Annotated in this window: 8 protein-coding genes; 3 read left to right on the top strand and 5 right to left on the bottom strand. The window is 65.7% G+C overall.

Going from position 1 to position 13,839, the window contains the following annotated elements:
• Positions 1-16: 16 nt before the first annotated feature.
• From QTI66_RS27375 to xdhA, 4 genes are all read right to left on the bottom strand, one after another.
• On the bottom strand, positions 17-1,318 hold the full coding sequence (locus QTI66_RS27375; protein WP_286563320.1) for an NCS2 family permease: 1,302 nt from the start codon (positions 1,316-1,318) through the stop codon (positions 17-19).
• Positions 1,319-1,411: 93 nt separating this feature from the next.
• Positions 1,412-2,362 carry a LysR family transcriptional regulator gene (locus tag QTI66_RS27370; protein ID WP_286563318.1) on the bottom strand — a complete coding sequence of 317 codons (951 nt, stop codon included), beginning with the start codon at positions 2,360-2,362 and terminating at the stop codon, positions 1,412-1,414.
• 112 nt (positions 2,363-2,474) lie between these two features.
• Positions 2,475-4,901 carry a xanthine dehydrogenase molybdopterin binding subunit gene (xdhB, locus tag QTI66_RS27365; protein WP_286563317.1) on the bottom strand — a complete coding sequence of 809 codons (2,427 nt, stop codon included), beginning with the start codon at positions 4,899-4,901 and terminating at the stop codon, positions 2,475-2,477.
• A 4-nt stretch (positions 4,902-4,905) separates the two neighbouring features.
• Positions 4,906-6,483, bottom strand: coding sequence for a xanthine dehydrogenase small subunit (gene xdhA, locus QTI66_RS27360; protein WP_444815055.1), 1,578 nt, complete (start codon positions 6,481-6,483; stop codon positions 4,906-4,908).
• 487 nt (positions 6,484-6,970) lie between these two features.
• Between xdhA and QTI66_RS27355 the strand changes: the two genes are divergently transcribed.
• On the top strand, positions 6,971-8,929 hold the full coding sequence (locus QTI66_RS27355; protein ID WP_286563316.1) for a solute carrier family 23 protein: 1,959 nt from the start codon (positions 6,971-6,973) through the stop codon (positions 8,927-8,929).
• A gap of 6 nt (positions 8,930-8,935) precedes the next feature.
• Here the strand turns inward: QTI66_RS27355 and QTI66_RS27350 are convergent, their stop codons facing one another.
• A complete protein-coding gene (locus tag QTI66_RS27350) occupies positions 8,936-9,856 on the bottom strand; it encodes a LysR family transcriptional regulator (protein ID WP_286563315.1) in 921 nt (306 codons plus the stop codon).
• 78 nt (positions 9,857-9,934) lie between these two features.
• Here QTI66_RS27350 and QTI66_RS27345 point away from each other — a divergent pair, with 78 nt between their 5' ends.
• Positions 9,935-12,091 carry a thiamine pyrophosphate-dependent enzyme gene (locus QTI66_RS27345; protein ID WP_286563314.1) on the top strand — a complete coding sequence of 719 codons (2,157 nt, stop codon included), beginning with the start codon at positions 9,935-9,937 and terminating at the stop codon, positions 12,089-12,091.
• Positions 12,092-12,102: 11 nt separating this feature from the next.
• The gene (locus QTI66_RS27340) at positions 12,103-13,749 is read left to right on the top strand and encodes an indolepyruvate oxidoreductase subunit beta family protein (protein WP_286563313.1); all 1,647 of its coding nucleotides are present in this window, start codon (positions 12,103-12,105) and stop codon (positions 13,747-13,749) included.
• Positions 13,750-13,839 lie beyond the last annotated feature (90 nt).

The raw sequence follows: 13,839 nt of genomic DNA, 5'->3' as shown, positions 1-13,839 counted from the left end.
GTCTCGTTTTTCGGGGTCAATGTCCGCCGATATAGACAAACTTGAACAGGAACACCGCTGCGATGATCCACACCATCACATGCACTTCCCGTGCCCGCCCCGTGAACAGTTTAAGTCCGGCGTAAGTGATGAAGCCAAAGGCCAGCCCGTTGGCAATCGAGTAGGTGAAGGGCATGACCAGCGCGGTGACGGCGGCCGGCACGACTTCGGTCGATTCGTCCCAGTCGAGTTCGGTGAGTTCGCGCAGCATCAGGCAGGCCACGTAGAGCAGCGCCGGCGCCGTCGCGTAGGGCGGCACCGAGCCCGCCAGCGGTGAGATCACCAGGCATGCCAGGAAGAGCACCGCCACCGTCAGCGACGTGAGGCCCGTGCGACCGCCCGCCTGCACGCCCGCGGCGCTCTCGACATAGGCGGTGGTGCTGGACGTGCCGAGCATGGAGCCCGCAAAGATCGCGACGCTGTCGGCCAGCAGGGCGCGGTTCAGGCGCCCCATCTTTCCCTCGACCAGCAGGCCGGCGCGCTTGGCCACGCCCATCAGCGTGCCGGTCGCGTCGAACAGCTCGACCAGGAAGAACACCAGGATCACATTCAGGACACCGCCCTTGAGCGCGCCCATGATGTCCAGCTGCATGAAGGTCGGCGCAATGGAAGGCGGCGCAGACACCACGCCCGCGAACTTGTTGTCGGCAAAGAAGAAGGACAACACCGTCACCATCAGGATGCCGATGAGGATCGCGCCGCGCACCCTGAGCCGGTCCAGCGAGACGATCAGGAAAAAGCCGATGCTCGACAGCACCACCGGCGCCGTGTGCAGGTCGCCCAGCGTGATGAAGGTCGCCGGCGAAGCCACCACCACGCCCGCCGCCTTGAGCGCAATGAGCGCCAGGAACATCCCGATGCCCACCGTGATGGCAATACGCATCGAATGCGGAATGCCGTTGACGATGAGTTCCCGCAGGCCAAAGAGCGTCACCAGCAGGAACAGGCACCCGGAAACGAACACCGCCCCCAATGCCGCCTGCCAGGTGAAGCCCATCGCCCCGACCACCGTGAACGCGAAGTAGGCGTTCAGGCCCATGCCGGGCGCCAGCGCGATCGGGTAGTTGGCATACAGCGCCATCACCAGCGTGCCCAGCGCGGCAATGAGGCACGTGGCCACGAACACGGCCTCCTTGGGCATGCCGGCCGCGCTCAGGATGGCGGGGTTCACGAAGATGATGTAGGCCATCGTGAGGAAGGTCGTGACCCCCGCGATGACTTCCGTGCGAACGGTGGTGTTGTGCTCCTTGAGCTTGAACACCCTGTCGATCCAATCCATTGCCTTGTCTCCAGTTCTTGTGCAGGCGCGGGCGCATCGTGGAGCCCGTCGCTGCTTTTTTTGTCCTCCCTGAAGTTCTTGGCGTTGCCAGCCTCACGCGGCCTTGCTTGCTCCTGCGGGCCGCAAGGACGCGGCCACCGACTTGATGCGCTCGCGCAACCAGCGCGCGGAACTCGACGAATGCGTGCGCTCGTGCCAGAGCTGGTAATAAACCAGGCGCGGCAACGTGACCGGGCACTCCAGAATCTTCACCGGCAGGCGATCGACATAGCGCTCGCAATACTGGCGGCCGGTCGTCAGCACCAGCAGGCTGGAGGCGACCATGTCCGGAATCAGGCTGAAGTGCGCGCAGCGTGCCGACACGTTGCGCTGCAGGCCGATGTCGTCGAGCATCTGATCGACGATGCCGCGCGCGCCCGGATGCAGCGGCGTCGGCGCGATGTGGTCCACCGCGAGCCAGGTGTCGACGTCCCAGCCGCGGCGCACCGCCGGGTGGTCCTTGTTCACCAGGGTGACCAGATCGTCCGCCAGCAGGCGCGCCATGTGCAGGTCTTCCGGCGGCTTGAGCCAGTTGCCGATGACCACGTCGACATGCCCCAGCGACAGGTGCGCGTGGTAGTCCGTGTCATACGAGAGCGGATGAATCTCGATCTTGCACAGCGGCGCCTGCGACTTGACCTGCGCCACCAGCGAGGGCAGGAACAGCGGGTCGAGGTAGTCGCTCGCGGCGATGCGAAAGGTGCCGGTGGCCGTCTGCGGATCGAAGCCGCGCGCGTCGCTGAACAGCATTTCGGCCGCGCGAAGAATGGCGGCGCTGGGCTCGATCATGCGCAGGCCCGCGTCCGTGGGCACCATGCCCGAGCCCGAACGCACCAGCAGCGGATCACCCGCCAGGTCGCGCAAGCGCTTGAGCGCCGCGGAAACTGCGGGTTGGTACATGCCCAGCCGGATGGCGGCACGCGAGACGCTGCGGTCGGTCAACACGGTGTGTAGAACTCTGATGAGATGAAGGTCGATCTTGTCGAAAAGCGCTTGTTCTCTCATGGCCGCCCGCGTTGTTCTGTTCTATACGCGCGCAGTTATACAGCGTGGCACGCTGATTGGGTCGATGCAATGAACAGGCAGCGCGTGGCTGCCTCAAGCAAACGCTAAAGCTTCAGGCCGTTCCAGCCTGGACGGCCGTGATGGCGTTCAGGATCGCCTCGCTGGTCGCGGGCGCGCGCAGCGGAGGGTCAACCTTGTGATCGCCGGCCGCCGACACCGCGTCACGGATGGCATAGAACACCGAGAACGGCAACAGCAGCGGCGGTTCGCCGACGGCCTTGCTCCGGTGGATGGAATCCTCGAAGTTGTCGCCCTCGTAGAGCTGCACGTTGAACACGGGCGGGCAATCGTTCGCGGTCGGGATCTTGTAGGTGCTCGGTGCATGCGTGGTCAGCAGGCCCGATTGCGGGTGCCAGACCAGCTCTTCGGTGGTGAGCCAGCCCATGCCCTGGATGAAGGCGCCTTCCACTTGGCCGATGTCCACCGCCGGGTTGAGCGAGCGGCCCGCGTCGTGCAGGACGTCCGCACGCAGCAGCTTCCACTCGCCCGTGAGCGTGTCGACGATGACTTCGGCCACCGCCGCGCCGTACGCAAAGTAGAAGAAGGGACGGCCCTTCATCGTCTCGCGGTCCCAGCTCAGGCCGGGCGTGGCGTAGAAGCCGTCGGACCACAGCTGAACGCGGTCGATGTAGGCCTCGCCCACCAGGGTGCTGAAGTCGATGGTGCGACCATTCACTTCGACCTTGTCGTTGGCAAAGCGCACGTCCTCGGCCTTGCCGCCATGCCGCGCTGCAGCACAGGCCGCCAGGCGCTCGCGGATCTGGCGGGCGGCGTCTTGCGCGGCCTTGCCGTTGAGGTCGGCGCCGGTGGAAGCCGCGGTCGCCGAGGTGTTGGCGACCTTGGTCGTGTCGGTGGCGGTGGCACGCACGCACTCGAACTTCACGCCGAGCTCGTGCGCCACGACTTGCGCCACCTTGGTGTTCAGGCCCTGGCCCATCTCCGTGCCGCCGTGGTTCACCAGGATCGAGCCGTCGGTGTAGACATGCACCAGCGCGCCCGCCTGGTTGAAGTGCTTGACGTTGAACGAGATGCCGAACTTCAGCGGCGCCAGCGCGAGGCCGCGCTTGATGACCGGGCTCGTGGCATTGAACGCCTCCAAAGCCGCGCGGCGCGCACGGTAGTCGCTGCTTTCTTCCAGCTGTGCCACCAGCTCGTGGATGATGTTGTCGCTCACCACCTGGTCGTAGGGCGTGACGTTGCGCTCGGTCTTGCCGTAGAAATTGGTGCGGCGCACATCCAGCGGATCGCGGCCCAGCTTGCGCGCCACCGAATCCATGATGTTCTCGATCGCGATGGCGCCCTGCGGGCCGCCGAAGCCGCGAAAGGCCGTGTTGCTCTGCGTGTTGGTTCGTCCCGAGTAGCCGTGCATGGACACGTCCGGCAGCCAGTAGGCGTTGTCGAAGTGGCACATGGCGCGCGTCATCACCGGACCCGACAGGTCCGCCGAATGGCCGGCGCGCGACACCATCGAAATCTCGGCGCCAAGGATGCGGCCTTCGTCGTCATAGCCGACTTCGTATTCGTACCAGAAGCAGTGGCGCCGGCCGGTGATCATGAAGTCGTCGTCGCGGTCCAGCCGCAGCTTGACCGGGCGCTGCAGCTTGACCGCCGCGATCGCCGCCACGCAGGCAAACAGCGCCGACTGCGATTCCTTGCCGCCAAAGCCGCCACCCATGCGACGGCACTCGACGTGCACTTCGTTGGCATGCAGGTGCAGCGCATGCGCAACCAGGTGCTGCATTTCGCTGGGATGCTGCGTCGAGCAATGCACGTGCACCGCGCCGCCTTCCTTGGGAATGGCGTAGCTGATCTGGCCTTCCAGGTAGAACTGCTCCTGGCCGCCCACGTCGAAACTGGACTTCAGGCGGTGAGGCGCCTTGGCGATGGCGGCTTGGGCGCCACCTTCGTGGGTGCTGCGCGCCAGGTGCATGGGCGGCAGCACGTACTGGCCTTTTTCATGAGCCTGCTGCGGCGTGATCACCGGCGGCGCGCTTTCGATGGTCAGGACCTTCTTGGCCTGCGCCGCCGCGCGCCGGGCGACGTCGCGCGTCTCGGCGATGACGGCAAACACCGGCTGGCCCAGATAGCGGATGTCGCCGCTGCACAGGATCGGGTCGTCGTGAATGATCGAGCCGCAGTCGTTCGTTCCGGGAATGTCGGACGCCGAAAGCACCGCCACCACGCCGGGCATGGCGCGGATCACGTCCAGCGTCATGCCGGTGAGCCGGCCATTGGCGACGGGCGACAGGCCCAGCGCGCAATGCAGCGTGCCGACCAGTTCGGGAATGTCGTCGATGTAGGTGGCCTCGCCGGCCACGTGCAGTTGCGCGGATTCGTGCGGGCGGCTGATGCCGACGCGGGCGCCCTTGTCATGGGCCAGCGCTTCGGCGCCGACGTCGATGCGCGCGGCGGTGTTCGCCAGGTAGTCGGCGAAGGCCTGGCCGGGCTGGAGCAGACGGGGGTCAATTGGCTTGTTCATGGTGTCAGGCTCCTTCGGCAACGACAGCGTGCGGCATCACGCTCCAGACGCTGGTGGCTTCCAGCGGAAGGGCGTCGGTGGCGCGCGTTTCGAGCCACAGGCGTTGAATCAGGTTCTGCGCGACCTGCATGCGGTAGTCGGCCGAGGCGCGCATGTCCGTCAGCGGCTTGAAGTCTTCCAGCAGGGCGAGCTTGGCGGCGTGCACGCTGGCTTGCGTAAACGGCTTGCCGAGCAGTGCTGCCTCGGCGTTGGCTGCGCGCTTGACGATGGCGGCCATGCCGCCGAAGACCAGCCGCACTTCCTGCACCGTGTCGCCGTCCAGCTTGATGGAAAAGCCCGCGCACAACGCCGAGATGTCGCAGTCGAAGCGCTTGCTGATCTTGTAGGCGCGCACGCGGCGCGACGCCACCGACAGCGGCACGGTCACGGCCTGCACGAACTCGCCCGGCTCGAGCTTGTTCTTCATGTAGTCGACGTAGAAGTCGGTGAGCGGCATGCGGCGCACGCGTGCACCCTGGCGAAGTTCGATCTGCGCGTCCAGCGACATCAGCACCGGCGGCGAATCGCCGATGGGCGAGCCATTGGCGACGTTGCCGCCCATGGTGCCGGCATTGCGGATGGGCGGCGAGGCAAAGCGAAGCCAGACGTCGGTCAGCCCTTCGAAGCGCTGCGCGAGGGCGCGCCAGGCGTCTTCGAGCGAGGCGCCGGCGCCGATGTAGAGTTCGCCATTGCGCTCCTCGACCACCTTCATCTCGGTCACGTCGCCGACATAGATGATGTCGCCGAGGTCACGGAACTGCTTGTTGACCCACAGGCCCACGTCGGTGGAGCCCGCCAGCACCTGCGCCGTGGGCTTTTCAACACGCAGGGCGGCAAGCTGCTCCAGCGTCCTGGGTGCATGGAAATGGTCGACGCGCTGACCCAGCGGCGCGGTGTATTCGAAGCTGGACTCTCGCTGCAGCGCAGCAAGCGCCTTGACCACGGGCTTCGTGTCGAGGCGAACCTCGGGCAAGTCGAACATGCGCTGGCCTGCGTCGAGGATGGGCCGGTAGCCCGTGCAGCGGCACAGGTTGCCCGAGAGTTCGTCGGCCAGTTCCTGGCGCGTCGGCTGCGTGCCTTCGGCCTGATGGTGCTCGTAGCTCGACCACAGCGACATCACGAAGCCCGGCGTGCAGAAGCCGCACTGCGAGCCGTGGCAATCGACCAGCGCCTGCTGCACCGGGTGCAGTTGCACCACCGGGTGCTTGTCGTGCTGGCGGGTGTCCAGGGCGGTGGCGCATTGGCGCTTCAGGTCCTCGACGGTGAACAGCGCCTTGCCGTGCAGCGTGGGCAGGAACTGGATGCACGCATTGACGGTTTGCAGCTGCAGGCCGTCGACCGCGCCGGCGGCGCCCGGCTGGGCCAGCTCGCCGATGACGACGGTGCAGGCGCCGCAGTCGCCTTCGTTGCAGCCCTCCTTCGTGCCGGTGCAACGCGCGTCCTCGCGAAGCCAGTCAAGCACGGTGCGGGTAGGGTGGACACCGGTCACGTCGACGACGCGGCCCTGATGGAAGAAACGGATCGGTTGGGTGCTCATGCTCATGGGGTTTTGTTGCTTGCAAGAAAAGCGCCACTCGGGGTCCACGAACTTAGTCGCTCACGGGCCATGTGGAATACGAACATGGCGATATCGCACATCCGGTCATCGATATGTCACGAGCCCATCATTTCTACAACTATCGGAGCCTGATCACAACGGCCTCATTGCGCCAGCGAATTCAGCCGGTCCTGTTCGGTGATTCCGGCCGGCGCTGAAAGCCAGGTGGTCCATGTCGATCGGTTAGGCGAAGTTAGAAGACATAAGAGCAATGTAGAGACAAAACAGGGGGTTTTATGAAGACAGTCCACGTGGACATCGTTGGCGGCACTGCGCGCTGCCACCTCGAAGCTGCCGGCACCGGCAGTGACCCGCCCATCGGGGCATTTCCCGTTCATCGGGAGCGAAGGCGAAACCAGGACTCGCCGGCGCGGCCATCCACCACCGCTGATCTTCACTTTCCTTTCAACACCCATACAACGAGGCTTGAACCATGACCACAGCCAACGCCGCGCAAGGCGGCGCACTGCCACAAACGAGAACGCGGGCCACCAAGGTCCACCCGGTCGACGAAGTACTTCCGCTTCCCCAACTCGCGGCCTACGGCTTCCAGCACGTGCTGGCCTTCTACGCGGGCGCGGTGCTGGTGCCCATCATCCTGGCCGGCGCACTGGGGCTGAGCAAGGACCAGCTCATCCACCTCATCAATGCCGACCTGTTCACCTGCGGCATCGCCTCCATCATCCAGGCCTGGGGCATTGGCAAGGTGGGCGTGCGGCTGCCGCTGCTGCAGGGCGTGACCTTCACGGCAGTGAGCCCGATGATCGCCATCGGCATGGGCGTGGGCGGCGGCACGGACGGGCTGCTGGCCATCTACGGCTCGGTGCTGGTCGCGGGCATCTTCACCTTCCTTGCGGCGCCATATTTCGCGAAGCTGGTGCGCTTCTTCCCGCCGATCGTGACCGGCACGGTCATCCTGATCATCGGCATTGCGTTGCTGCCGGTGGCGGCCAATGACATCGTCGTGGGCAAGGGGCCTTTTGCGATCCAGGACCCGGTGCAATTCAAGCACCTGGCGTACGCCTTCGGCACGCTGGCGCTCATCGTGGCAATCCAGCGCATGTTCCGGGGCTTCATGGCCACCATCGCCGTGCTGCTGGGGCTGGTGATCGGCACCATCGTCGCGTGGATCCTGGGCGATGCGCATTTCGCGGACGTCGCCACGGCGCCGATGTTCGGCTACACCTCGCCCTTCTACTTCGGCATTCCGACCTTCAGCTTCACGGCGGTGCTGTCGATGCTGGTCGTGATGATGATCACCATGGTGGAAACCACGGGTGACGTCTACGCCACCGGCGAGATCGTGCAAAAGCGCATCCGCGCCGACGACATCGCCCGTGCCATCCGCGCCGACGGCGCCGCCACCTTCCTGGGCGGCATCCTGAACTCGTTCCCCTACACCTGCTTCGCGGAAAACGTCGGCCTGGTGCGCCTGACGCAGATCAAGAGCCGGTGGGTGGTGGTCGCGGCCGGCTTTATCATGATCATCCTGGGTTCGCTGCCGAAGGCTGCCGCCATCGTGGCGGGCATTCCGCACCCGGTGCTGGGCGGCGCGGCGCTCGCCATGTTCGCGGCGGTGGCCGTGGTCGGTGTGCAGACGCTGCAGAAGTGCGACTTCAACGACCACCGCAACATCGTGATCCTGGGCACCAGCCTGGGCCTGGGCATGCTGGTGACGGCGCAGCCCTTTGTGGCCGGTGCCTTCCCGAAGTGGGCGGAAATCGTGTTCGGCAGCGGCATCACGCTGGGTGCCTTGTCGGCCATCATCCTGAACATCATCTTCAACCACACGGGCGGCAGTCCGCACACGGCGGTGGCGGGCACGCCCGGCAACCTGATCGGCCTCGAACAGGTCAATGAGATGTCGCGCCAGGAATTTGGCAAGACCTTTGGCGGCCTGGTGGAAGACACCCCATGGGTGCTCGACGCTGCCTATGCACGCCGGCCCTATGCCAACACCATCGCCCTGCGCGCCGCCTTCCAGGAAGCCCTGCTCACCAGCTCCAAGGAAGAACAGTTGCAGCTCATGAATTCCTTTGCCGACCTTGGCAGCGAAGCCGATTCGCACAATGCCTATCTGCTCGACCACGCCGACGCGGGCATGAGCGGGCTGGAAGAAGAGGAGCACAACGACATCGACGAGCTGGCCAAGGCCTACCGCAACCACTTCGGCTTTCCGCTCATCGTGTGCGCACGTGACGTGGACCGCTACGAACGCGTGGTCACCAATGGCTGGAACCGCATGGCGAACTCGGCCGAAGTGGAGCGGGCCGCGGGCTTGATCGAAATCGCGCGGATCGCCAACTACCGCTTCAACGTGCTGGTGGCCAACGCCAACCCGATAAGTTCAGCCCGCGTTCGGGCTTTCGGGCGCCTCTCGCCGCACGGCTGAAGCCCTTCACATCAACTGGGCGAACAGCCCGGTTGTTGTCATGACCTGGCGCAACCAGGCGTTTGCCGGGTCGGCCTCGAAGCGCTTGCTCCAGTGCAGCGAGACCGCGAAATCACGCAAGGGAAAGGGCGGCTCGACGATGTCGTAGCCGCCCTCTTTCGCAAAGCCCCGCGCGATGTTGCGCGGCATCACGACGGCGAGGTCCGTCGCCAGCACGATGGCCGGCAGCACCATGAAGTGCTCCGTCGTCAGGCGCAGCCGGTCTTCCAGGTTGAGCAACTGGAGAATGCGCAGCGTCTCGGCATGCGTGCGCACCGCCACGAATTCGAGCTTCTGCATCTCTTCCAGCAAGGCCTGCCCGCTGCGCCGTGGGCGCGTGAAGGGATGGCCTTCGCGCAACAGGACGACGTAGCGGTCATTGAGCAAGGTGGCGCGTTGCGTGTCGCGCACCTTGGGCAAAAAGCCGAAGGCGAAGTCGATGCGACCGTTGTCCAGCGCGGCCGCGATATCGGTTTGCGGCAAGGGCATGGTTTCCACCCGCACGTGGGGCGCGAGCTTGCCCAGCTTCGCCATCAGCGGCGGCAGGAACTTCCCCTCGCCGATGTCGCTCATGTGGATGCGAAACACCTTGCGCGATTCGGCGGGATCGAATCGGTCTGACTCATTGAGCGCCGTCTCCAGCGTGCCCAGCGCCGATTGCACCGCCACCGCCAGCCGCTCGGCGCGTGGCGTGGGCGCCACGCCTGCGGGGGCGCGGGTGAACAGCGCGTCCTGCAACAGGATCCGCAGCCGGCCGAGGCCGTGGCTCGCGGCGGGCTGCGTGAGGCCGAGCGCTTCCGCTGCCCGGCTCACGCTGCGCGCGCGGTAGATCGCGTCGAACAAACGAAGCAGGTTCAGGTCAATCTTGTCGATATGCATGGCGTTCATGTTGCTTAGCTCAAATATTGTATTGAGCGATGGCGAAAGCGCCAGCAAACTGCCTGGCGACTTACGGAGACATGCACCTTGGAAGTTTCGTTCAGCAAGGAAATCGAAGCCCTGCGCCTGCGCGCGGGCGACACTTTTCACGGCGAAGGCATCCTGGCCATCACCAAGGGCTTGCTGCAGTCGGGCGTGGCCTATGTCGGCGGCTACCAGGGTGCGCCGGTGTCGCATCTGCTGGACGTGATGGTGCAGGCCAAGCCCTACATGGACGAGTTGGGCGTGCATGTGGAGGCGTGCTCCAACGAAGCTTCGGCTGCGGCGATGCTGGGTGCATCCATTCACTATCCGCTGCGCGGCGCGGTCACGTGGAAGTCGATCGTGGGCACCAATGTCGCGGCCGACGCGCTGTCGAATCTCTCCTCGCCGGGCGTCAAGGGTGGCGTGCTCATCGTCGTGGGCGAAGACTATGGCGAAGGCGCGAGCGTGATCCAGGAGCGCACGCACGCCTATGCGCTCAAGTCGAGCATGTGCCTGCTCGACCCCCGCCCCGAACTCGGCCAGATGGTGCGCATGGTCGAGGAAGGCTTCCGCCTCTCGGAAAGCTCCAACATGCCCTGCATGATGGAACTGCGCATCCGCACCTGCCACGTCCGCGGCAGCTTTGAATGCAAGGACAACGTGGCGCCGCCGATTTCCAAGCGGGCGCTCATGGCCGATCCGGCCTGTTTCGACTACATGCGGCTGGCGCACCCGCCCGTGACCTTTCGCCACGAAAAGCTCAAGGGCGACGAGCGCATTCCGGCTGCGCGGCGCTACATCGTCGAGCACAAGCTGAACGAATGCATGCCCGGCAAGGACGAAGACCTTGGCATCGTCGTGCAGGGCGGCCTTTACAACGCGCTGATCCGCAGCCTGCAGCAAAACGGCCTTGCCAATGCCTTCGGCGACAGCGACATTCCCTTGCTGGTGCTCAACGTGACCTACCCGCTGGTGCCTGACCAACTGGCGAAGTTCTGCGCGAGCAAGCGCGCGGTGCTGGTGGTCGAGGAAGGCCAGCCGGAGTACATCGAACAGGAAATCGCCACGCTGCTGCGGCGCCGCGACGTCCAGACGCCGCTGCACGGCAAGGACCTGCTGCCTGCCGCCGGTGAATACGGCGTGGAGGTGCTGTCCAGCGGCATCGCCGGCTTTGCGGCCCTCTACCTGCCCGAGCACGCCCGCGCATCGGCCAGCGAATGGCTCGAAGGCAACCGCGAACGCCGTGCCACGGTGGCCCGGATGCTCGATGCGCCCCTGCCCAACCGGCCGCCGAGCTTTTGCATCGGCTGCCCCGAGCGACCGGTGTTCTCTGCGCTCAAACTCGCGCAGCAGGACACCGGCCCGGTGCACATCGCAGCTGACATCGGCTGCCACGCCTTCGGCACCTTCGAACCGTTTTCGATGGGCCATTCCATCCTGGGCTACGGTATGAGCCTGGCGAGCCGCGCGGGCGTGTCGCCGATGATGGGGCGGCGCACCCTGTCGATCATGGGCGACGGCGGCTTCTGGCACAACGGACTGCTCACCGGCGTGCAAAGCGCCCTCTTCAACGGCGACGACGCCGTGCTGCTGATTTTCAAGAACGGCTACACCTCCGCGACCGGCACGCAGGACATCATTTCCACGCCCGACGACGCGGCGAAGGAGCGCGCGCCTGACAAGCAGCAAAGCCTTGCCGACAAGAACCAGACCATCGAAACCACCCTGCGCGGACTCGGCGTGCAGTGGATGCGCACCGTCACCACCTACGACGTGGAAAAGATGCGCAAGACGCTCACCGAAGCCTTGACGAGCGACTTCGACGGACTGAAGGTCGTCATCGCCGAAGGCGAATGCCAGCTCGAACGCCAGCGCCGCATCAAGCCGTGGATCGCAAGCCTGCTGCGCAAGGGCGAGCGCGTGGTGCGCGTGAAATACGGCGTGGACGAAGACGTGTGCAATGGTGACCACGCCTGCATTCGCCTCTCGGGCTGCCCCACGCTCACCATCAAGGACAACCCGGACCCGCTCAAGGTCGATCCGGTGGCGGTCGTCATCGACGGCTGCGTGGGCTGCGGGCTGTGCGGCGCCAATGCGCATGCGGCCACGCTCTGCCCCTCGTTCTATCGCGCCGAGGTGATCCAGAACCCGAAGTGGCACGAACGCCTGCTGGACGGCGTGCGCGACGCGCTGGTCCGTGCCCTGCGCGTGCCCGCATGACCGAGGTTGCCATGAACCCAAACCCGGTCCGCCCCGTCAGCCTGCTGATCTGCGCATTGGGCGGTGAAGGCGGCGGCGTGCTCACCGAATGGCTGATCGACGTGGCGCGGCAAGCGGGCTACGCGGCACAGAGCACCTCGATTCCCGGCGTGGCGCAGCGCACCGGCGCAACGACCTACTACCTCGAAGTCTTTCCGGTTCCGCTGTCGCAGCTGGGAGGCCGCAAGCCGGTGTTCAGCCTCAGCCCGGTGCCGGGCGCCCTCGACGCCATCATTTCTTCGGAACTGCTGGAGACCGTGCGGCAGATCGGCAACGGCATGAGTTCGCCGCAGCGCACGGTCGTCATCACTTCATCGTCGCGCACCTTGACCACGGCCGAACGCATGCAGCCCGGCGACGGGCGCGCGGACGAACATCGACTGCTGAGGGTGGTGAGGAATTTCAGCCGCGAACACCACGTGCTCGACATGGGCGCAGCCGCGCGCGAAGCGGGCACCATCGTCAGTGCGGTGATGCTCGGCGCCATTGCGGGCAGTGGCTTGCTGCCCTTTTCGCGCGAAGCCTACGAGCGCGTGATCTGCGGCGGCGGCGACGTCGACGCACCCGAAAAGCAGGGCCCGGTTGCACAAGCCAGCCTGCGTGGATTCGCCAGTTCGTTCTTCGCGTTGAAGATGCCGCTGGAGCACGCCGCGATGGTCGCTAGCTTGTTGACGACTTCGGAGCACGAACCCGTGGCATCTGCCGCGCGCCACAAGCTTCCCGCCAACGTTCAAGCCGCCTTTCCCCCGCCGGTGCATGACATGCTGGCGCTGGGCCACGCACGGCTTGTCGACTATCAGGACGCCGACTACGCGGCAACCTACGTGGCGCGGCTTCAGCAGGTGCTCGCGGCCGAGCGCGCCGCGGACCCGGCCGGCGCCAACGGCTACGCCATCACGCGCGAAATGGCGCGCTGGCTGGCCCTGTGGATGGCATTCGACGACATCGTGCGTGTGGCCGAACTCAAGAGCCGGGCCAGCCGTGCGGAACGCGTGCGGCGCGAAGTCAAGGCGGACGATGACGACATCGTGAAGGTCTACGACCACTTCAAGCCCGGCACGCCCGAATTTGCCGCGCTGTTGCCGACCGCGCTCGCGGCGCGCGTCACGGCATGGGACAGGCACCGCCAGAGCCAGGGCAAGACGCCGTGGGCGCTGCCGCTGAAGGTGGGCAGCCATTCCGTGTTCGGCATGCTGGCGCTCAGGCTGCTCGCCTCGCTGCGCGGGCTGCGCAAGCGCGGCAGCCGCTTCGACGAAGAACAGCAGTTGATCGGCCGCTGGCTCGACGCCGTGATCTCGGGCACTGGGCGTGGCTGGCGTCTGGGCCATGAAATCGCGCTGTGCGGACGGCTCATCAAGGGCTACGGCAGCACCAACGAGCGCGGCAAACGCAACCTGTTGCATGTGATCGACCATCTGGCCGTGGCCCCGCTGGCCGACGGCTCGCCACCATCGCGCGCCAGCGCCATCGCCGCCGCACGCGAGGCCGCCCTGGCCGACGATGCCGGCAAGGCGCTGGACGCCGCGCTGGTGCGCCACGGCGCGCCGCCACGTCCCATCGTTGCGCAGCCCATCCGCTGGATGAAACGCTCGCCCACCGCAGCCACGCCGGTGCGCTGACAATTCTCAAGGTAAACGCCGATTTCGCGCTTCGCGATTCTTATAAAGAATAATCAAATCGCGCTGCCCTATCCTCGGAGCGCTGCCGGT

Origin of the sequence: Variovorax brevis, from assembly GCF_030317105.1 — a bacterium.
In the GTDB taxonomy this organism is placed as follows: Bacteria; Pseudomonadota; Gammaproteobacteria; order Burkholderiales; family Burkholderiaceae_C; genus Variovorax; species Variovorax brevis.
This window is presented reverse-complemented; position numbering and strand designations above follow the sequence as displayed.

Excerpts from the sequence above, each read along its gene's own strand:
- QTI66_RS27375 (WP_286563320.1), bottom strand. The coding sequence starts at position 1,318 with ATGGATTGGATCGACAGGGTGTTCAAGCTCAAGGAGCACAACACCACC.
- QTI66_RS27370 (WP_286563318.1), bottom strand. The coding sequence starts at position 2,362 with ATGAGAGAACAAGCGCTTTTCGACAAGATCGACCTTCATCTCATCAGA.
- xdhB (WP_286563317.1), bottom strand. The coding sequence starts at position 4,901 with ATGAACAAGCCAATTGACCCCCGTCTGCTCCAGCCCGGCCAGGCCTTC.
- xdhA (WP_444815055.1), bottom strand. The coding sequence starts at position 6,483 with ATGAGCATGAGCACCCAACCGATCCGTTTCTTCCATCAGGGCCGCGTC.
- QTI66_RS27355 (WP_286563316.1), top strand. The coding sequence starts at position 6,971 with ATGACCACAGCCAACGCCGCGCAAGGCGGCGCACTGCCACAAACGAGA.
- QTI66_RS27350 (WP_286563315.1), bottom strand. The coding sequence starts at position 9,856 with ATGAACGCCATGCATATCGACAAGATTGACCTGAACCTGCTTCGTTTG.
- QTI66_RS27340 (WP_286563313.1), top strand. The coding sequence starts at position 12,103 with ATGAACCCAAACCCGGTCCGCCCCGTCAGCCTGCTGATCTGCGCATTG.